The following is a 20,936-nucleotide window of genomic DNA, read 5'->3' on the forward strand; positions in this document are numbered from 1 at the left end:
CTCCATGAAAAGAGTATTTTTAAATGCCATTTTTATAAGCCTTACTATTCTGGCAGCGTGCAATAAAAAGCAACCACCCGTTAATCCTGAAGTTCCTGTTAACCTGTTTAAGGTTAAGGAAAAACATGTGTTGTATTATGATCAATATCCTTCAACCACGGCGGCGCTTAGCCAGGTTACGCTGTTGCCACAGGTTCAGGGTGCCGTTACAGGTATATTTTTTACAGAAGGTACTCATGTAAAAAAAGGTCAGAAATTATACGAGATCGATAAGCGCATATACCAGGACAGCTATGATGCTGCAGTAGCCAACCGCAAGGTAACCGAAGGCACATTAGTACAATCGCAACAGGACGCCGACCGTTATGAATACCTGAATAAATACAACGCCGTTGCCAAACAGCTTTATGACCATGCGGTAATTACGCTGCAAAACTCGCAGAGCCAGGTTAAATCGGCAGATCAGGCGGTAAAAACAGCCCGCACAAATTTAAATTATGCCACGGTTTACGCCCCTTTTGATGGCACGATAGGTTTTAGCCAGGTAAAATTAGGCAACGTGGTTACAGTAGGCTCAACGGTATTGAATACCATATCAACAGATGACCCGATGGCGGTTGATTTTGTGATCAACGAAAAACAACTGCCCCGTTTTGAACTATTACAGCAAAACAAACAGCAAACCACCGATTCACTTTTTACCATTCTATTGGCTGATAATAGTCTTTATCCCATCAACGGAAAAATTTCGGTGATCGACCGTGCGGTTAATTCACAAACAGGTTCTATTACTATCAGGCTTGTGTTTCCAAATCCCAAAGGTATGCTTAGGGTTGGGATGAGCTGCGTAGTGCGAGTTCATAACCAGGAGAAAGGTCCGCAGTTGCTGGTTCCGGGCAAAGCCGTGGTTGAGCAAATGGGCGAATACTTTGTGTATACCGCTAAAGACAGCCTGATGAACAATCCAAAAGCAGGTGCCGACTCTGCCAAGCAAAAGATAAAGAAACTGGTTGCAGTGCAGAAAAAAGTTCAAGTGGGTCAAACTATAGGACCTAACATGATCATCAAAAGCGGTATTAATAATGGTGACCGGATAGTGGTTGACGGTGTGCAGCTGTTACATGATGGCTCACGGATTACAACGGCTAATAAGATTGGGCCATCAGCCGGTGGCAGGGGCGGACGCTAATAGCATCGCCAAAAAACACAATCTGAAATTTTTAGACAAAGTATTGTATGATTGCTAACACCTTCATTAAAAGACCTGTAACTGCTATAGTTATATCTATTGTACTCATCATTACCGGTACAGTAAGTATACTGCTTTTACCGATAGACCAATATCCGGATATTACGCCGCCTATTGTACAGGTGAACGGTCAGTTTACCGGTGCCGATGCGCAAACCGTTGAACAAACCGTGGCCACCCCTATTGAAGAACAGGTAAACGGAACTCCAGGCATGGAATATATGCAAAGTAATAACACCAATAACGGGCAAATGAGCATGAACGTGACCTTTAAAATGGGAACAGACATTGACGTTGCCGCACTTGATGTGCAAAACCGGGTGAGTATTGCTACTCCACTGCTACCAGCTGTAGTAAGCCGTCTTGGCCTTACTGTTCGCGCGGTTAACCCCAGTATGCTGATGATGGTGGCTATTTATGCGCCGAAAGGAACGCATAATATCACCTTCTTGGATAACTACACCAATATATTTATTCAGGATGCTTTATTGCGCGTACCAGGTGTAGGCAGTATCAACCGCTTTACCGATGACTTCAGTATGCGTATCTGGATGAACCCGGATAAAATGGCTGCTTACAGCTTAACCCCACAGGACGTGATCAATGCCCTTAATGCGCAAAACGTGCAGGTAGCGGCCGGTACGGCCGGTGTGCCGCCACAGGCATCAAGCCAGACTTATGAGTTGGGTATCCTGGTTAATGGTCGATTGAGCAAAGTATCTGAATTTGAAAAAGTTATTGTAAAAACAGTACCGGCCACGGGCCAACTGGTTTACCTGAAAGATGTTGCCCGGGTTGAACTGGGTAAGTTTACTTTTTCGAGCAACTCCTTTGTTGATGGGCATAAAGCCTCCTATCTGCAAATTTACCAGGCACCGGGCAGTAACGCGTTGGAAACCGCCAACGGTGTATACGCGGCGCTGGCTAAATTGAAAACCAACTTTCCATCGGATGTAGAATACAAAGTTCCTTTTGAATCGGTTACCGTGGTTAAGGTTTCTATGGAGGATGTGGTAGGAACGCTGTTAAAAACCCTGGCGCTGGTTGCCGTTGTGGTATTTATTTTTCTGCAAAACTGGCGCTCGACCCTGATCCCGGTACTGGCTATTCCCGTATCTATTTTTGGCACCTTCTGCTTTTTTATCCCCCTGGGCTTTACCATCAACACCCTAACCATGTTTGGTTTTGTGCTGGCCATTGGTATTGTGGTGGATGATGCCATTATCGTGGTAGAAGCCGTGCAGCATTATATCGACCATGATGGCATGTCGGCTAAAGAAGCTACCTACCAGGCCATGAAGGATATCTCGGCACCGGTAATTGCTATCGCGCTGATATTGGCGGCGGTGTTTGTTCCGGTTGGGTTTATCCCGGGTATTGTGGGGCGCTTGTATCAACAATTCGCCATTACCATCGCCATATCGGTGATCATATCGGCATTTATAGCCCTTTCCTTAACACCGGCGCTATGTACCCTTCTGTTAAAACCATCACACCTGGATAAAGACGCCAAAGGCATTAACAAATTGTTCTTCAAGTTCAATACCTGGTTTGAAAAGGTAACCGCCAGTTATACCGAAGGTGTAAGAAAAAGCATCAAGGCATCGCGTTTTGTGGTGATCATTTTGATCTGCATTTGCGTGGGCACCTATTTCTTATTCCAGAATAAGCCATCGGGCTTTATTCCTTCTGAAGATGATGGCAACCTGTATGTGACCTTCCAGCTACCGCCGGCATCTTCTACCGCGGCTTCTGTTGATGTAATGTCCAGATTGATGAAAGTTATCGGATCGACACCCGGTGTGGCCCATTACGCGGCTCTATCCGGTCTCAACGTGGTAACCAATGCCAGTAACTCCAACAACGGTACTATTTATTGCCAGCTTGCCCCATGGGATGAGCGCAGTAAATCCACCGAGCAGGTACCAGGAATCATTGGCGAGCTGCAAAAACGTATTGCTGATGCTGGTATCAGGGATGCCAATGTGGAAGTTATCCAACCATCACCCCTTCCTGGTATTGGTACAACTGTGGGCTTCAGTTTGCAGATAGAACAACGCAACACCTCTGATAATTTGCAGGACTTTGAAAAAGTGGTGAAAAACTTTGTTGCCGAAGCCAATAAAAACCCGGTTATCAGCAAGGCGTTTACCTTTTATACCGCTCACACCCCCAACTATAGCTTAACGGTAGACCGGGAGAAGTGTGAGAAATTAGGTGTAAACGTAGCCGATGTATTCACCACCATCCAGGCGTATATGGGTAGTCTTTATATCAATGACTTCACCACCTATAACCGAACGTTTCACGTAGTGGTTCAGGCGGATACGGCCTTTAGAAAAGTGGTAAATAACATGGACAAATACTATGTACGTAACCAGGCCGGTGATATGGTTCCGCTGGGTACAGTTATCAGTTATAAGCCAGTTGACGCGCCACCACTGATCTCGCATTTCAACATCTTCCGCACTGCCGAGGTTGATGGCTCTGCAGCACCTGGTCATAGTAGTGGAGAAGCCATTGCTGCCATGCAGGATCTGGCTAAACGGATTTTACCACAGGGTTATGAATACGAGTTTTCGGGACTGAGTTATGAGGAGATCAAGGCGGGTTCAACCACTATTTATATATTCATCTTCTCCATCACCTTCGTATTCCTGTTCCTGGCGGCTTTGTATGAAAGCTGGTCGGTTCCTTTCTCTGTACTGTTGGCTGTACCGGTAGGCGCAATGGGTGCAATCCTTGCCCTGGTACTGGTGCCGAGTTTAACCAATAACGTGTACGCGCAAATTGGTCTCATCACGTTGATAGGTCTCGCGGCCAAAAACGCGATCCTGATAGTAGAATTTGCCAAGGTGCGGGTAGATATGGGCGAAGAGCTGATCAAATCAACGCTGGAAGCCGTAAGTCTTCGTTTACGCCCTATCATCATGACCTCACTTGCCTTTGTTTTGGGTGTATTGCCTTTGGTATTGGCAACAGGTGCAGGTGCGGTAGCGCGGCGGACTATCGGTTTTACCGTTTTGGGCGGGATGATCGCGGCTTCAACGCTGGCCATATTTATTGTACCAGTATTGTTTGTGCTGATAACCCGCTTCTCCTATGGCAAAGAAAAGCTGGAGTACTTACAGGCACACAAAGAAAATCTGAAGGAAAAAGCAAGAAAAGTTGAAGCTCAAAACATTGATCCCGAACTGGAATATGAGATTGCAAAATCCCGTGAATTACATAAAAGCTAACAAGGATGGTTTCAAATACATTTATAAAAAGGCCGGTAACCGCTATTGTTATATCATTAGTATTAATGATAGCGGGACTGATCTGCCTTTTCAATCTGGCGGTTGACCAATATCCTAATATATCACCGCCAAGCGTATCGGTAAACGGATCGTATACCGGCGCTGATGCTCAAACAGTTGAGCAAAATCTGGCCACTCCCATCGAAGAGCAGGTAAACGGTACACCGGGCATGGAATACATGACCAGTACCAATACCAACAGCGGCAGCATGGGTATAAGGGTAACCTTTAAAATAGGCACCAACGTACATATCGCCGCGCTTAACGTTCAGAACCGGGTGGGCATAGCCACGCCCTTGCTACCTTCCGTGGTAAGTAAACTGGGGCTGACCGTACGTGCGAGTAACCCCGATCAGTTAATGCTGGTCGCGATTTACTCACCTAAACGCACCCATAACATCACCTTCCTGGATAACTATACCAATACGTTTATCCAGGATGCCATACTTCGTGTCCCCGGCGTGGGCGATGTTAGTGCACGTACCGATAATTTCAGCATGCGTATCTGGCTCAATCCGGATAAAATGGCATCTTACAGTTTAACGCCTGCTGATGTTACTGCTGCCCTTAATGGACAAAACGTATATGTTGCAGCCGGTTCTGCCGGTGCTCCGCCCCAACAATCGTCGCAAACTTTTGAAACTGGTATTTTGGTAAATGGGATGCTGAGCAAAGTTTCGGACTATGAAAAGATCGTGGTAAAAACCATTCCCGGAACCGGGCAATTGGTTTACCTTAAGGATGTGGCCCGGGTTGAACTGGGTAAGTTCACCTTTTCCAGTAACGCCTTTGTGGATGGCAACCGGGCATCAACCATACAGGTATACCAATCGCCCGGAAGTAACGCCTTGCAAACTGCCGAGAATGTTTACGCCGCGCTGGCCAAACTCAAAAAATCCTTCCCAAAAGATGTGGATTATGTAGTGCCTTTTGAGTCAATAACCATCATCAAGGTATCGATGCAGGAGGTAATAGGCACCCTGGTTAAAGCATTAGCTTTAGTGGCTATTGTGGTGTTCCTGTTCCTGCAAAACTGGCGCTCAACACTCATACCTATACTGGCTATCCCAGTATCTATCCTGGCAACGTTTATATTCTTTATACCGCTGGGATTCACCATCAACACGCTAACTATGTTTGGTTTTGTGCTGGCCATTGGTATTGTGGTGGATGATGCCATTATTGTGGTAGAGGCGGTGCAGCATTATATAGATGAGAAGGGGTTGTCACCCAAGGAAGCTACCTATCAGGCCATGAAGGAGATCGCCGCGCCGGTGATCGCGATAGCCTTGATCCTGGCATCGGTATTTGTGCCGGTTGGCTTTATTCCGGGTATTGTGGGTCGTTTGTATCAACAGTTTGCTATTACCATAGCCATATCAGTTATTCTTTCGGCTTTTGTGGCCTTGTCGCTAACACCAGCGCTTTGTACTTTGCTGTTAAGGCCAACGCCACCGGTAACCGAAAAATCAAACTGGCTAACCAAATTCTTTGATGCTTTTAACAAGCGATTTGAAAAGATCACCCTGAAATATACTAACGGCGTTCACCGCAGTATTAAAGGGGCCCGGTATATTGTTATCATACTGGTGTGTATTTGTGTAGGTACCTATATCATGTTCAGGGTTAAACCATCCGGATTTGTACCGGCAGAAGATGGCGGGCGTTTATACGTAACCTACCAGCTACCCGAGGCCTCATCAACCATTCAGTCCGTTACGGTCATGGAGAAGCTGATGAAAATAGTGGCCTCGACACCGGGCATATTGCATTACACGGCCATATCGGGCTTTAACATACTCAATGGCGGGGCCAACTCCAACAATGGTTCCATGTTTTGTATGCTTACTCCCTGGGACGATCGTACCACTCCAAATACCCGTGTACCCGGACTGATGAATGTGATCAAACAAAAGATAGCCAAAGCGGGTATCAAAAATGCTAACGTGGTGGTAGCTCAACCTCCTCCCATCAGGGGTATAGGCCAGGCAGCCGGTTTTAGTATGCAGATTGAACAAGGTAACACCACCGACGATATTTATGCTTTTGAAAAAGTGGTTAAAAAGTTTGTGGCAGCGGCAAAAGCCAATCCGGCTACAGCAGGCGCGTATAGCTACTTTTCGGCACATACGCCAAGTTATGAGTTGAATGTCGACCGTGAAAAATGCGAAAAGCTGGGCATTAATATATCTGATGTTTTCTCGACCATGCAAGCCTACATGGGTAGTTTGTTCGTCAACAACTTTACGCTGTATAACCGCACCTACCACGTAGTTGTGCAGGCCGATACAGCTTATCGCGCACTCATCTCCAACATGAACAAGTATTACGTACATAATTCTGTTGGACAAATGTTGCCTTTAAGCACAGTGATCAGCTATAAGCCTATTGTAGCGGCCCCGTTGATCACCCACTTCAATATTTTCCGCTCGGCCGAGGTTGATGGTTCTATACCGCCGGGATATAGCAGTGGCCAGGCTATTGAGGCGTTAAAAGCATTAGCAGCTAAAACATTACCGCGCGGATACACCTATGAATTTTCGGGCTTAAGCTATGAGGAGATCAAGGCGGGTTCAACCACGGTTTACATCTTCATGTTTTCCATCATTTTTGTATTCCTGTTCCTGGCGGCGTTGTACGAAAGCTGGTCGGTACCTTTCTCCGTAATGCTCGCGGTTCCCATCAGTGCTTTTGGCGCTATTCTGGCGCTTACTGTTGTGCCTACGGTTACCAATAACGTATATGCTCAGATAGGATTAATCACCTTGATAGGCCTTTCGGCAAAAAACGCCATCCTCATTGTGGAATTCGCCAAAATAAGGGTGGATCGAGGTGAGGAGTTGATCAAATCGACATTGGAAGCCGTACGCCTGCGTTTGCGCCCTATCATCATGACCTCCCTGGCATTTATTTTAGGCGTATTACCGCTGGTTTTAGCAACAGGTGCTGGTGCCGAATCCAGAAATACCATTGGCATCACGGTTTTAGGGGGGATGATAGCCTCGTCAACCATTTCCATATTTATTGTGCCTGTGCTCTTTGTATTATTTACCCGTTTTTCTTACGGTAAAAAGCAGCTGGCTTATTTGCAGGAACATCATGAAGAATTAATGGAAAAGGCCCGCAAAGTAGAGGCCCAGAATATCGACCCCGAACTGGAATATGATATTGCCGAAGCCAATGCCAAACATAACGCGGACAAGCAAACAGCAAATGAAAATAACAAATAGCGTAGCGATCTATGAAACACACACAGCTGATATCAGAAAATTTAAGACTGATCAATTATTTATATAATAAGAACCTCTCCAGGGAATTATCATCTATCAAGGTGAATCATCATTTTGAAGTATTGTTGATTTTGGCCCAACAAAAGGGCCCGATAACGCAAAATAAATTAGCAGAATTGCTGCACGTTGATAAATCGAGGGTGGTGAGTATTGTTTATTCACTGGAACAGCGAAAAATGCTGATCGTGAAAACAAACCCCGCCGACAGGCGTCAGCATTATATCTCCTTATCACCTCATGCTTTACTGTCTATTCCTTATATCGAAACAAAAGTAAAAGAGGTAAATGAATTGGCTAATACCGGCATCAGCGAAGAAAAACTGGATACTTTTTTCGAGGTGGCCGAAGCGATAATGCAAAACCTGACTAAAAACAAGCACTGAATTTGAAATACTTTTCATAAAAGTATAATATTTTTCAGATCGCTGTCAGGGTTATCTGCTGTTAAATGTGTCATGGTTCAAAATATCTACCATGAAATATTTAACAGCAGATTTAAAATTCATCAAAAAAAGCCTATCACTCATCTCCTTCATAACCGCCCTCCTGCTTATTGAACATGCACAATTACGTGCCCAATGCCTGTACTATCCCCGCGACCTGAAACAAGCTTTTAAAAACAAAACCCGGTCGGCAGATGGGAAACCTGGTAAAAATTACTGGCAAAATCACAGCAGCTACAACATCACCTTAACTGTATTACCTCCCAGCAGAAATATCCAGGGAACCGAGCAGATCATCTACAGTAACAACAGTCCGGATACGCTCAAAGAACTGAATATGAAGCTAATCATGAACATACACAAACCGGGAGCGGCACGATTTGCCAATGCGCAAGCCAACTATTTAACCCAGGGTGTGCAGATGGATAGTTTTTCAATAGATGGCCAGCCTGTAACGGTAAACAATCAGGATGCCACAACCAATCAAACTATCGCCCTGTCAAAACCTTTACTGCCACATCAATCTGTAAAATTGGATATTACCTGGCATTATGAACTGGCTTTGGGTGCGGGTCGCGAAGGGGTTATTGATTCCACCTCTTTCTACCTGGGCTATTTTTACCCGAGGGTAGCCGTTTATGACGATTATAATGGCTGGGATAAACTCCCTTTCTTAGATATCCAGGAATTTTACAACGATTTTAATGACTATACCCTGCAGGTTAAAGTGCCATCTGATTTTTTGGTGTGGGCAACAGGAACCTTACAAAATCCAAAGGAGGTACTACAACCAGAGTATGCCAAGCGTTTGCAAAGCTCCATGAACAGCGACTCTAGCATACACGTAGTCACTCCTGCCGACCTTGCCCAAAAGAACATCGCCGCAAAAACCAAGCTCAATACCTGGATCTGGAAGGCGGATGATATCAGCGACATGGCTGTAGGCATAAGCGATCATTATGTTTGGGATGCGGCAAGTGTAGTTGTTGATCATTCTACACGTAGAAGAGCAAGCATACAGGCAGCTTACCTGGATAGTGCCGCCGATTTTCACTCTGCAGTAAAATTTGGGCAGTACGCCTTAAAGTGGTTTTCGAACAATTTACCAGGTGTACCTTACCCGTATCCAAAAATGACCGTTTTTCAGGGATATGCGGATATGGAATACCCCATGATGCTTAACGCCAGCCATAAAGATGATTTGAGTTTTGCTCAGCTTTTACTGGATCATGAGATCTCTCATACCTGGTTTCCGTTTTATATGGGTACCAATGAAAGTCGCTATGGTTTTATGGACGAAGGCTGGGCCACCACCTTCGAAAGGTTGATAGGCGCCACAGAAATAGGTCAGGAAAGCACCGATGCGCTATGGACTGAGCTCCGGGTAAAACCGTGGATCAGTGATCCATCAGCCCCGGAAGATCTGCCCATCATCACGCCTACGAGCGAATTAAGAGATGGCCTTTCCAATAACGAATATGGAAAACCGGCTTTGAGCCACTTTGCGTTGAAGGACCTGCTGGGTGATGACCTGTTTAAAAGATCGTTAAAAGGTTATATGGACAACTGGCATGGTAAACATCCGGTTCCCTGGGATTACTTTAATTCCATGAGCGATAAATCTGGCCGAAACCTGAACTGGTTCTTCAACAATTGGTTTTTCAGCAATGGTTATATCGATCTGTCATTACAAAAGGTAAACAAAACCAAAGATGGCTACGCCATCACTATCAAAAACACCGGTGGGTTTTATATCCCCTTTGATGTTAAAATTATCTGCCTGGATGGCACCTGCAAGATCATACACCAAACACCTGCCATATGGGAGCAAAATCCGCAGGCTGTCAGCTTTGTGTTTCAAACAGACAGGGTAGTAAAAGCCGTTGAGATAAATACAGGGGTATTTTTGGATGCCAATACCTCGGATAATAGCTATGTGGTTAAATAGCATGTAGTCTGTCGCAAACTGCCCTTAATTTGTCGTTTTCACACGCTTGCTCTTTTTGCATGTACGCTATTTTTGTATCATAAATTCATGAATATGAACAGTAACAATAAAACGATCCTTACCGCGGAGGTAGAAATAAACGCCCCGATTGAAACAGTTTGGGCCAGGTGGACTGAACCGGAGCACATTATGCAATGGAATAACCCATCTGAGGAGTGGCGTAATTCTAAAGTAGAAAATGATCTGCAGGCGGGCGGCAGATTCCTTTTTGCCATGGAATTAAAAGATGGCAGCTCCCGTTTCGATTTTAAAGGCACCTATGATGAGGTCAAAATTCATGAACTGATCTCCTACACCCTTGACGACGACCGCAGATCAACCATAACTTTTACAACAGGCCATATGGTGAAAATAACCGAAGCCTTTGAACCCGAAAAGAACCACCCACTCGATATGCAAAAAGATTTTTGCCAGGCCGTATTAGATGGCTTTAAAAGATATGCGGAATCTGATATTTAATTAAAAAACGAAAACCCCAAAGCCCCTCAGAACTAAACCTATGACAATTTATTCTTTGGGCACATTGATAAAGTTGGGGCAAGAAGCAACCTCAGGAGCCCAAAAGTGGGTTTACACTAAAACCCATAAAATAGCATAAAAATAAAATTAACTACCTGATTATTAATTAAATACATAAATGCAAACCATAAAAAGTGTAAACCATGTAAACCCACTTTTTAGGCTTTAATGAGCATATGGTTTATCAGGCCCTGCCCTGTAAAAAGGATTCTATGGCTGCCAAAACTTCTGTTTCAAATTCCTCTTGCCTTTTCAGGTCTTTTTTAGTGCTGCCAAACTCATGGCTGATGGGATAGCTTTTGCCGAATTTATTTTTCTTGTTCGAAATGGCGTAATGCAGCAAACCATTCAACTCCACGGGCAGCAGGTGCACATCTTCAAAATTCATTAATTTACGGGTGTATAATCCCGGAAATTTGCGGTAAATGGTTTGGGCGTACTGATCAAACTCATAAGTAACATTTACCCTGAACAAAAAGTCATAAATGGCATAAAGTGCTGGCACCATGCCTACGGTAAGCCATCCCCAGGTACTATCATGCCCAAGGTTTAGCACAGGTACTATGATAAATACGGCTACGGCTATCGAGGCCGAAATAACAATATTGATCCAGTAGTTGCGCATCGGCTGAAAACTCAGCTTCCCTCCCATTATTTTCAAATTATAGCGATCCATCTTTATTTTTTAGTTGGCGATATCAATCCTGCCTGAAGCTTTTTAGTGTACCGTCGTTGTTAAATTCTATGGAGTAACGTTGGCGGCTGCCATTGATGGTGCCAGGATACCAGCGCATCACTTTATCCCAAACCACCATATAAGCGCTGGTTGTTGGCCTGGCACCTTCAATTTCCGCAGCCTTTTCATTATATAAGCGGGTAATGTTGGCTATCGTAGTAAAGTCGACCTCATCCAGGGAAACCGACCGGCTGTCTATATCAGCATTTACCGATACCTGTTCTGGTTTAGGTTTTGACCAGGCACCATTCCGGTATTCATAACTATCCACATCATCCGGATTTTCAGGATGACGGAGCATTATACTAATGCTGCCGTCATCATAAAAATGTACCGACCGGTAAATAAAGATCTCTTTACCCCGGTACTGCGGCAGGTTTCTTAAAGATGCCTCCGCTTTTTTCAGCGCCGTGGTGTTTGTTAAAAAATCCTTACTCTTTACAGGCCTACTACGATGCGAGGTAGCATTAACCTTTGATAAGGCTGTTGTTAACTGATCTTGCATCTGCATTATTGCTCTGCTGGTGGTACTGTCAATCGCCTGCTGCACCAAAGCAGGTTTACTTACCCTCTGTTGTGGGTTTGGTTTAGGTATAAAAGTCTCGTCGACACTCCTGGTGATCTGTTTGCAGCCCACAGAAGTTAAACTGCAAACTACTGTAATGATTATAAAGGAGCTTAACGTTTTCATCGGTTTAATCTATCTCGTCTAAATCGGTGGCAAAAGCTATTTTTTGTGGGTCATCCTGCAGATAAAAGATGTCTGCCGTTTTCTGTTTTGTGCTATCCAGATCGAGCAAACTCACAATTTTTTTGATGCTGGCCCTATGTGTATGATTCTGGTGATCCACAAATTCCAGTTCGAAGTTCACCATCGGCTGCTCGTTAATGTAGGTACTGGTAAGGTTTGCCGCGATTTGTTTAGCCGTTGTTCTGACCCCCTTAAATTTAATTAAAGGAGCATTATCCAGTCCACTGTTTAGTTTACTGCTAATAAAGCCGAGAAGTACACGATAAAACAGTAGTACCGCCGGGCAAATCAGCAGCGGATGTCCAAAGCTCATAAAGCGCCAGCCCATCCCCTCGCTTTCTGACTGATAGGAGTATATGTAATATCCAACCACTACCGTTAAAAGCAGCAGCCAGCCCAGGTTTATCAACGCTATTATTCCTCTACGGATACTGCCTTCGCTATTTTCAAAAATAAAGTACGGGATATGTTTCATCTCCTTATCAATTAACAAACCAACCCGTTTACCTACTTCAAAGCGGCGCTCATAGGGCTTCATATCATTTATGCCAGCCTTTTGTACAATCTCGGTATTAGCCAGATTTTTAAAGCTCAGACTAAGCTCGTAGGTATTATACCCTGCGTCGGGTTTCGTTAGGTTGACTGATTCCAGTATTTTGGCCTCGCGCCGCACTCCATTTTTCTTAAGGCGATCCATATTCCGTTTGGCCGAAAACGCCTTCAAAACCCATTTACGATAATACCCTGCCAGCAAGATGATCCAAAGCACCATTGACAAAGCCGTCAGTCCTAACGAAAGCCAGGGATCTGATCCTTCGATATCAAGTGGGTTTTCGCTTTTGATGTTATAATATAACAGCATCGGAAAAGGGATAGCGAAAAACAACATGTAAAGCATCCAGAATATAGCAACACCGCGTTTCATTGTCGATTGGTTTTAGTTAAAAGCCAGTTACCTACTTAATTTTATTTGGGCAAGCCCATAATATCACTCAACTCGTCCGTAAAGTTTTGCAGGGGTTTGGTAACAAAAAAGCCTTGCCGCACCAGTATCCTTTTTTCTTTACCATTCTTATAAAAAATCATGGTAGCTGACACATTAAGCGTGATGCCGATGTTGGTCATTTTGGAGATCAGGAAATGATCAAAATCATCAAAGCTGTATTCCTTTTCAGGAGTAAAGAAAAATGTTTTAAAGGTCATGCTCCTGGCTGCTGTGTTAAAGCTTATTTTGGCGGTGGTACGCAGGATTCCTATCGTACCCAGGATACCCAGGCACGCTGCAAAAAAATAGGCACCTTTGCTGTTTCCATAAATCAAAGTAGCAACCATACCCCCGAATGAGAGTAAGGAAAGAAAATAGAACATACCCTTTTGTATTTTCACCTGGTAGGTATTCCCATCCTGTTCAAAATATTTAAGTGATTGCATAAGGCTATATTTTAAAAATGATCAACCTATAAAAGGGAAACTATTTTCAAATGCTTTACCAAATACAGGAATGGGCTTTTGGGCGTTATTGGCTGCATTGATCATACCCAATATCCAGAATACAATGATCACTAAGCCTATCAATCCCAAAAAGGCCAGTGCAGGCACCAACGATACAATAAATCGTAAAACGATATTAAGAATGATGCTCACAATGGCTAAACCCAATGATTGTCTTAAATGATATTTGAGCAACGCATCTGCTTTATCTTTTCCCGAAAAATACGCGACCAGCCACCCAATAAGAGTTATGTACGATACGATGGATAATGTTTTGTTGTTCATGATAATTTAGTTTTTTTGCCTGGCGATATTGCCGCAACAAAATTGCAGACAACTACCATGCAATGCTAATTTTTGCATTCTACAAAGCGTCTACCCATTTACAGCAGAGCGTCTACAATATATCTACAGGTTTTATAAATAATTGATTGTATGAATATTACAAATACACCCCAAGCACCAATCCTGGCGTTTCCGTATTAATTTTCAGTTAATTGTAGTAATTTGGCTTCATGACATCTCCATGGAATAAGCTCTTTATTGGGGCCTGTATGATAATGCTATCATTTGTTGCCCGGGCCCAGAATGTAATAATAGATAGCTTACGCTCTGTTATTGATAACCCCGCATTAAATGAAAAAGAAAAACCTGCTTTACTTTACCAACTGGGCCAGGCAAACCGGGTCAGTAAAAATTATGAGATTGCCGTATCCAATGCTAAACAATGCATTGTCCTGGCTTTAAAGTATAAAAACTTTACGGTAGCCACTAAGGGCTATACTCTATTGGCTACTATTAAAGCCAACACACAGCAGTTGGCCACTTTAAAACAAACCTGTGATACGGCCGTAATCATGGCACAACAGGCTAATGACCCCATAGCTATGGCCTATAGCTATTACGCAAAAGTATGGTTATATAGAATGCTCGGTAATTCGGATAATGTAGTAAAATACTGCCAGTTGGGATTAAAAGAGCTCGAAAAAAAAGCTGACCCCGGTTTAGCCGCTGGTTTTTATTACCGGCTTTACGCCGTAAACTCCGACTGGAACAATGAAGCTAAAGTAAATTTTTATGCCCGAAAAGCCGTTGAAAACGCCTTGCAGGCCAAAAATTATGACTTATTAAGTAATGCTTATACCGCGCTGTCAGTAGCTCATGAATACAATTACAATAAATCAAAAAACAAGGCCCAACTTGACAGCTTTTTCTTTTACCTGAATCGGTCAGAAATACTCTACCGGCAACATTCAGGAAGGGTATCTGCTAATACCTATGGTATTACTTGCATTAATATCGCCAACGCTTACTATAAATACTTCCCGCAAACTGATAAAAATGCCCGGAACCAGGCTATCGAGCATGCTAATATTGCCCTTTCAGTATTAAAAAACTCAAATAACGGTCAGGAAATTATGGCCAGCGGCTTGGGGATACTAAGCGAATATGCCCGGCGCGACGGAAATACCCCTCAGGAGGAAAAATATTTACTGGAAGCTTACCGCGTCATGCAAACCGATAAGCAACCTTATTATTACACGATGATCAATGTGGTTACGGGCTTATCGGAGTTTTATGAAAAAAGAGGAGAACTTGGAAAAGCGCTGGATTTTCAAAAGAAAATAACGGAGTACAACATCAAAAACTTTAACCAGGAACAAGCTCTCAATACTCAAAAACTGGAAATACAATACGAGACCGAAAAAAAGAACAGTGAAATGCAGGCCTTAAAGGAAAAAGAGAAAAGCCGCAGATTGCAAAATTACCTTTACGGCTGTATAGCCATCGCTTCTGTTTTGGGTTTGTTATTCATGTTTAGGTCATATCACTTCAAGTTGCGTTATTCTATGCAGCGCGAAAAACAATTACAATTGGAAAATCAGGAATCTGAGCTACAGGTAAAACTGGAAAAAGAAGAACAGGCCAGGCTCAGAGCCGAGCAGCAATTACTGGAAACACAGCAGCAACAACTAAAATTAGAAATGATGGCCAACACGCTTCAACTGGAACACAAGAACCGGATGCTGCACGATATAAAAGATAAGCTAACCGAGGGTGACCCTGTAAATATGCAGCGGATACTAAAAGAAGAAATGCTGCTGGATAACGACTTTGAACATGCCACATTACAAATACAACATGTGCATCCAGAATTTTTCAATCTGCTTAATGATAAGGCAAAAAAGAAACTAACCCTGCTCGATTTAAAACTTTGCGCCTACCTGTATCTTAAAATGGATACCAGGCAAATTTCGCAACTGATGCATATCGAAGCCAAAAGTGTACGAATGAGCCGCTACCGGATAAAACAAAAATTAGGATTGGAAAAAGAAGAAGATTTGAACCTCTTTTTACAGAAATTAGGGAATTAGGGCTATAGCTGGCCGAGGTCATGATTGCGCACAAAAAAAGCCTCTCATTTTCATGAGAGGCTTTCGGGTAAATGATGGGGCTCGAACCCACGACCCTCGGTACCACAAACCGATGCTCTAACCAACTGAGCTACATCTACCGTTTGGAGAGTGCAAAAATAGAAATCTTACGGCTATTTGCAAACTCTTTTTAAAATTACATTCGGCTTACCTGTTTAATTTAGAACGATTTTAATTAATTATTAGATTTGTATTTATGGCTGAGCAATTAATTGAATTGAACGTGACAGGGATGCATTGTAATAATTGTGCCTTATCTGTACATAAACTACTTGAAAAAAGGGGCTTACATAATATACTGGTCGACTTTGCCAGCGAAGAGGTAAAATTTTCAACCAGCGACAGCACCCAACTACCCGAAATAAAAAAAGGAATAGAAAGCTTAGGTTTTAGAGTGATTGACGATATTTCGCAACATCAGCCTTCATTTTACGATAAAGTAGAGAATAAATTTGTCTTCTGCGCCCTGTTTACCGTACCTCTTTTACTCGGCATGTGGTTGCCCTGGCATGTATTACATCAACCTATTGTACAACTATTATTATGCCTGCCGGTATTTATAGTAGGCTGCCTGCATTTTGGTAAAAGTGCATGGAGTTCTGTAAAAGGTGGCGTACCCAATATGGATGTGCTCATATTTATCGGTTCAACATCGGCATTTGTATATAGCCTTACGGGTACACTGCAGCATTTAGGTCCACAGTATCAATTTTACGAAACGTGTGCTACTATTATTACCCTGGTACTATTAGGCAATGTGTTTGAAAAACGATCCGTGACCCAAACCACGTCGGCAGTAAAAGATCTGATCAAATTTCAGCAGGTAAATGCTAACCGTGTTGTTAACGGCGGTGTGGAAGTGATCAGCGCCAAAGAAGTACGCCCAGGTGATACCTTATTAGTAAATCAGGGAGATAAAATACCTGTTGACGGCGAAATTCTGTCTGGCAGCGCGTCTGTAGATGAGGCCATGCTTACCGGCGAAAGTTTACCCGTTGAAAAGAAAAAATATGACAGGGTAATAGGCGGTACTATACTAGTTAACGGCAATATACATATGCTGGCCACCAAAGTTGGCTCCAATACTATCCTGTCGCAGATCATCGAGCTGATGAAAAAAGCCCAGGCAGCCAAGCCGCCTATTCAAAAACTGGGTGATAAGGTTGCTTCTATATTTGTACCAGCAGTGCTGGGTATCTCCCTGCTTACCTTTGTACTTACTTTTTACATCGTTCATGCCGGTCTGCAGCATTCGTTGCTGAACGCGATAGCCGTATTGGTGATATCATGCCCTTGCGCTATGGGACTGGCTACCCCTACTGCGGTAATGGTAGGTCTTGGTCGTGCGGCTAAGAGTGGCATCCTCATCAAGGGTGGTGACACGATTGAAGCCGTAGCCCATACCAAATATGTGGTATTTGATAAAACAGGCACCTTAACCACCGGCAAGTTCAGCATCAATGAGATCAAAGCCGAAGCTGGCGTCGATATCGAATTGATCCGAGGCATCATTATCGCCATTGAAGAGCGATCAAACCATCCAATAGCCAAATCACTGGTGAGCGGATTAAAAAATCTCCCCCGGCAAAAAGTAATCCTCAAAGTAGCCAAAGAGGAAAAAGGCCTCGGTATGCGTGCCGAAGACGTACAAGGCAGCAATTACTTCCTCGGTACTGCCAAACTGAATAAGGACGATCATTTTAATCTCTCCCTTTATAAAAACCAGCAGTTACTGGCCCAGATAGCGCTTGATGATGAAATAAAACCAGAAACGGCCTCCCTTATAGCCCAACTCAAAAAAATGGGCATCAAACCCATACTATTGAGCGGCGACAAAAAAGACCGTTGCCTCAAAGTGGCCTCTGTTATAGGCATTAAGGAGGTGCATGCCGAAAAACTGCCCGACGAAAAGTTGAAAGTGATCGAGATGTATAAGCAAAAAGGTAAAACCATCATGATAGGCGATGGAATAAATGATGCCCCTGCATTAACCAAAGCCGATGTGGGCGTATCCATGAACGATGCCAGCCAGGTGGCTATACAATCAGCCAGTGTTGTGCTGCTTAATACCGATCTGAATTCGGTGATTAAATTTTTACAGATCAGCAAGCATACCCTGCTCACCATTAAACAAAATCTGTTTTGGGCATTTGCATATAACATTGTAGCCATTCCTCTGGCAGCCCTGGGCTTTTTAAACCCGATGGTAGGCGCATTTACCATGGCTTTTTCAGATGTGGTGGTGATTGGTAATTCGCTGAGGTTGAAAATTAAAAAGGTCGATGGTCGATAGACCATAGTCCATGGCCCTTTCATTTTCTGTTTTATTTACGCATAAGTCAAAGTTTCTTACTTTTGCAGCTGTGGACTATGGTCTATCGTCCATGGACTAACAATTATGATAGAAATATTTACAGACGGTGCATCAAGCGGGAATCCGGGTCCGGGTGGTTATGGGGTAATTTTGCGTTCGGGGAAGCATTATAAAGAGCTTTCTGAAGGCTTTCGCAAAACCACCAACAACCGTATGGAACTACTGGCTGTAATCAAGGGACTGGAAGCGCTGAAAACCCCTAATCAGCAGGTGATGATCTTCTCCGACTCCAAATATGTGATCGATTCCATTGAAAAACGCTGGGTAAATGGCTGGGTGCAAAAAGGTTTCGCGGGCAAAAAAAATAAAGACCTCTGGCTCCGTTATCTCGATATCAGCAAGCACCACCAGATCAAATTTACCTGGGTACGCGGTCATAACGGTCACCCCGAAAACGAACGCTGTGATGAACTGGCTGTAGCCGCCGGGAAACAGAAACCACTGCTTATAGATTCGGTTTTTGAAGTGGAGAATGGGAAATAATTAGTATCAAGTAGCTAGTATCAAGTATCACGACTTTTTTCTTTTTATATTGAAGAGGCATAGCATCTTGATACTTGATACTAGCTACTTGATACCCAACCAACCTACCTACCACCTTCCCGCCAGCTCTATTACCTGTAAATCCTGAATTTTATCGCCATCGATATTAAAACGCATCAGCGTACGTACTTTATGCCAGCCTTGCTGCCCGGCCGCGCCTGGGTTAAGATGCAGGCAGCCAATAGTTTTATCGGGCATCACTTTCAATATATGCGAATGGCCTGAGATAAACAACTTAGGCGGGTTTAAGTAGATCTCCTTTTTCACCGCCGGACTATATTTACCCGGATAACCGCCAATGTGGGTCATCCATACATCAACACCCTCACAATTAAAACGCAGATTTTCCGGGTATATCAATCTTACATCCTTTTGGTCGATATTGCCATATACCCCTTTTAGCGGTTTAAAAGCGGCCAGTTTATCGGCCAGCTCCAGGGTGCCGAAATCGCCGGCATGCCATATTTCATCGCAATTTTCAAAATGCTTAAAAACGGCCTCGTCGAGGTAACTGTGGGTATCGGATATCAGGCCTATGCGGGTCATGGGAGCAAATATAGATACAAGCGGTAAGAGTCAAGAATCAAGAGTTCATAAATCTGTCGTTGTGCGCAAAAAAACTGGATAAAGGCTAAAAAGTGGGTTTACATGGTTTACACTTTTTAGGGTTTAAATTGATTTAATTTATTGATAATCAAATAATTAACTACAATAAAGGTCTATTTTGTGTTAACCCACTTTTGGGTCTGTTTTTGGTCGAATATCATAAGTCAATCATTTCCAACATCAGCAACACAAGGTGCACGAAAATATACCAGGATAAAATTTGTCATGCTGAACGTAGTGAAGCATCTATTAGTCGACAGGCAAAGCTCACGAATAGATCCTTCGTCCCTCAGGATGACAAATAAGAACTAAAATGGTGATTAAAATATCGTCAAAAAGTTCTCCAATACTTTTTGGTATTGCCTGCTGTAAACTTTAGGCGAATCGTAAATCACTAATTTCTCCGCTTTTGATTCTCCCTTACCAAAACCAAAAGCCAATATTTCCCGATGAAGTTCATCACTTTTAAACGAATGTATACTGATTACTTTTTGTAAATGAAGCTGATGTTGCGTGGCCAAAGCTTTAACCAGCTCAGCAGTATCAATTGGCAGCACCAACCAGCAAGTCCCATTTTCTGTTAAATGTTCAGCCACACCAGATATCAAGCCTTCAAAAAAACCATCACCTGCATGTTTGGCCAAATTCTTCTTTACCCCCGGCGATTGAAGGGAGTTGATATAGAAAGGCGGATTGGATACAATCAGATCATATTTTTTACTGGGATGATCGGAAAAAAAATCGGCAAAGCCAGTCGGAAACAATTCCAAACGATCAATAAAAGGCGAGTCTTTAAAATTACTCCTGGCAGTTACAGCCGCACTTTCATCAATTTCAACAGCATCGATATAGGCGTCTACAAAACGCTGGGCCAACATCAGCGCAATTACGCCGGTGCCTGTGCCTATATCTAATATGGATAGAGGTTTATCTGCATCAGCCAATGCACCCAGTAAAACACCATCGGTATTGATCTTCATAGCGCAACCGGTTTGGTCGACACTGAATTGTTTAAAGCGAAACATTGATGCGAATTTATTACTAAATGTTAAGATGCGTATCAACGTTGACATTTAGCGGGTTTATATTTGTTGGTGACAACACCAACAAAGTGCGAAGTTGTCCTCGCTGCCGTTGTTTTTGCCGCCCGTTGTTGGTGTTGTCACCAACAACTCTTATCTTGAAAGTTATA

16 protein-coding genes and 1 tRNA gene are annotated in these 20,936 nt (G+C 43.4%); 9 read left to right on the forward strand and 8 right to left on the reverse strand.

Annotated elements, in window-relative coordinates; genetic code table 11:
* The first annotated feature begins 4 nt into the window (after positions 1–4).
* From ACTJKG_RS11135 to ACTJKG_RS11160, 6 genes are all read left to right on the forward strand, one after another.
* Positions 5–1,189, forward strand: coding sequence for an efflux RND transporter periplasmic adaptor subunit (locus ACTJKG_RS11135; protein ID WP_440739241.1), 1,185 nt, complete (start codon positions 5–7; stop codon positions 1,187–1,189).
* Between the two features lie 47 nt (positions 1,190–1,236).
* Positions 1,237–4,488: an efflux RND transporter permease subunit gene (locus ACTJKG_RS11140; RefSeq protein ID WP_172334713.1), complete on the forward strand. Its 3,252-nt coding sequence runs from the start codon at positions 1,237–1,239 to the stop codon at positions 4,486–4,488.
* Between the two features lie 5 nt (positions 4,489–4,493).
* Positions 4,494–7,778, forward strand: a complete 3,285-nt coding sequence (locus tag ACTJKG_RS11145) for an efflux RND transporter permease subunit (RefSeq protein ID WP_440739242.1) — start codon at positions 4,494–4,496, stop codon at positions 7,776–7,778.
* Positions 7,779–7,789: 11 nt separating this feature from the next.
* Positions 7,790–8,221 carry a MarR family winged helix-turn-helix transcriptional regulator gene (locus ACTJKG_RS11150; RefSeq protein WP_172334715.1) on the forward strand — a complete coding sequence of 144 codons (432 nt, stop codon included), beginning with the start codon at positions 7,790–7,792 and terminating at the stop codon, positions 8,219–8,221.
* A gap of 91 nt (positions 8,222–8,312) precedes the next feature.
* Entirely contained in the window at positions 8,313–10,229 is a 1,917-nt protein-coding gene (locus ACTJKG_RS11155; protein WP_440739243.1) for a M1 family metallopeptidase, read from the forward strand.
* A gap of 93 nt (positions 10,230–10,322) precedes the next feature.
* Positions 10,323–10,748, forward strand: a complete 426-nt coding sequence (locus tag ACTJKG_RS11160; RefSeq protein WP_172334717.1) for an SRPBCC domain-containing protein — start codon at positions 10,323–10,325, stop codon at positions 10,746–10,748.
* Positions 10,749–10,992: 244 nt separating this feature from the next.
* Here the strand turns inward: ACTJKG_RS11160 and ACTJKG_RS11165 are convergent, their stop codons facing one another.
* From ACTJKG_RS11165 to ACTJKG_RS11185, 5 genes are read right to left on the reverse strand one after another with little or no spacing between them, the layout of a single operon-like run.
* Entirely contained in the window at positions 10,993–11,484 is a 492-nt protein-coding gene (locus ACTJKG_RS11165) for a hypothetical protein (protein WP_172334718.1), read from the reverse strand.
* A 22-nt stretch (positions 11,485–11,506) separates the two neighbouring features.
* A complete protein-coding gene (locus ACTJKG_RS11170; RefSeq protein WP_440739244.1) occupies positions 11,507–12,235 on the reverse strand; it encodes a hypothetical protein in 729 nt (242 codons plus the stop codon).
* A 4-nt stretch (positions 12,236–12,239) separates the two neighbouring features.
* A complete protein-coding gene (locus tag ACTJKG_RS11175) occupies positions 12,240–13,220 on the reverse strand; it encodes a hypothetical protein (protein ID WP_440739245.1) in 981 nt (326 codons plus the stop codon).
* Positions 13,221–13,261: 41 nt separating this feature from the next.
* On the reverse strand, positions 13,262–13,726 hold the full coding sequence (locus tag ACTJKG_RS11180; protein ID WP_172334721.1) for a hypothetical protein: 465 nt from the start codon (positions 13,724–13,726) through the stop codon (positions 13,262–13,264).
* Between the two features lie 21 nt (positions 13,727–13,747).
* The gene (locus ACTJKG_RS11185; RefSeq protein WP_172334722.1) at positions 13,748–14,071 is read right to left on the reverse strand and encodes a DUF4870 domain-containing protein; all 324 of its coding nucleotides are present in this window, start codon (positions 14,069–14,071) and stop codon (positions 13,748–13,750) included.
* Between the two features lie 269 nt (positions 14,072–14,340).
* Between ACTJKG_RS11185 and ACTJKG_RS11190 the strand changes: the two genes are divergently transcribed.
* Positions 14,341–16,161, forward strand: coding sequence for a helix-turn-helix transcriptional regulator (locus ACTJKG_RS11190; protein ID WP_440739246.1), 1,821 nt, complete (start codon positions 14,341–14,343; stop codon positions 16,159–16,161).
* Between the two features lie 66 nt (positions 16,162–16,227).
* Here ACTJKG_RS11190 and ACTJKG_RS11195 read toward each other — a convergent pair.
* Positions 16,228–16,301: transfer RNA gene (locus tag ACTJKG_RS11195), tRNA-His, on the reverse strand.
* A gap of 116 nt (positions 16,302–16,417) precedes the next feature.
* Between ACTJKG_RS11195 and ACTJKG_RS11200 the strand changes: the two genes are divergently transcribed.
* Together ACTJKG_RS11200 and rnhA are read left to right on the forward strand one after the other, a co-directional pair.
* Positions 16,418–18,514, forward strand: a complete 2,097-nt coding sequence (locus ACTJKG_RS11200) for a heavy metal translocating P-type ATPase (protein WP_440739247.1) — start codon at positions 16,418–16,420, stop codon at positions 18,512–18,514.
* A 105-nt stretch (positions 18,515–18,619) separates the two neighbouring features.
* Positions 18,620–19,078, forward strand: a complete 459-nt coding sequence (rnhA, locus tag ACTJKG_RS11205; protein ID WP_172334725.1) for a ribonuclease HI — start codon at positions 18,620–18,622, stop codon at positions 19,076–19,078.
* A gap of 108 nt (positions 19,079–19,186) precedes the next feature.
* Here rnhA and ACTJKG_RS11210 read toward each other — a convergent pair whose 3' ends face one another.
* Together ACTJKG_RS11210 and ACTJKG_RS11215 are read right to left on the reverse strand one after the other, a co-directional pair.
* A complete protein-coding gene (locus ACTJKG_RS11210) occupies positions 19,187–19,684 on the reverse strand; it encodes a metallophosphoesterase family protein (protein WP_172334726.1) in 498 nt (165 codons plus the stop codon).
* 380 nt (positions 19,685–20,064) lie between these two features.
* Positions 20,065–20,817 carry a tRNA1(Val) (adenine(37)-N6)-methyltransferase gene (locus tag ACTJKG_RS11215; RefSeq protein WP_440739248.1) on the reverse strand — a complete coding sequence of 251 codons (753 nt, stop codon included), beginning with the start codon at positions 20,815–20,817 and terminating at the stop codon, positions 20,065–20,067.
* Between the last annotated feature and the right edge of the window lie 119 nt (positions 20,818–20,936).

The sequence above is a fragment of the Mucilaginibacter sp. 22184 genome (assembly GCF_052045695.1).
Classification (GTDB): domain Bacteria; phylum Bacteroidota; class Bacteroidia; order Sphingobacteriales; family Sphingobacteriaceae; genus Mucilaginibacter.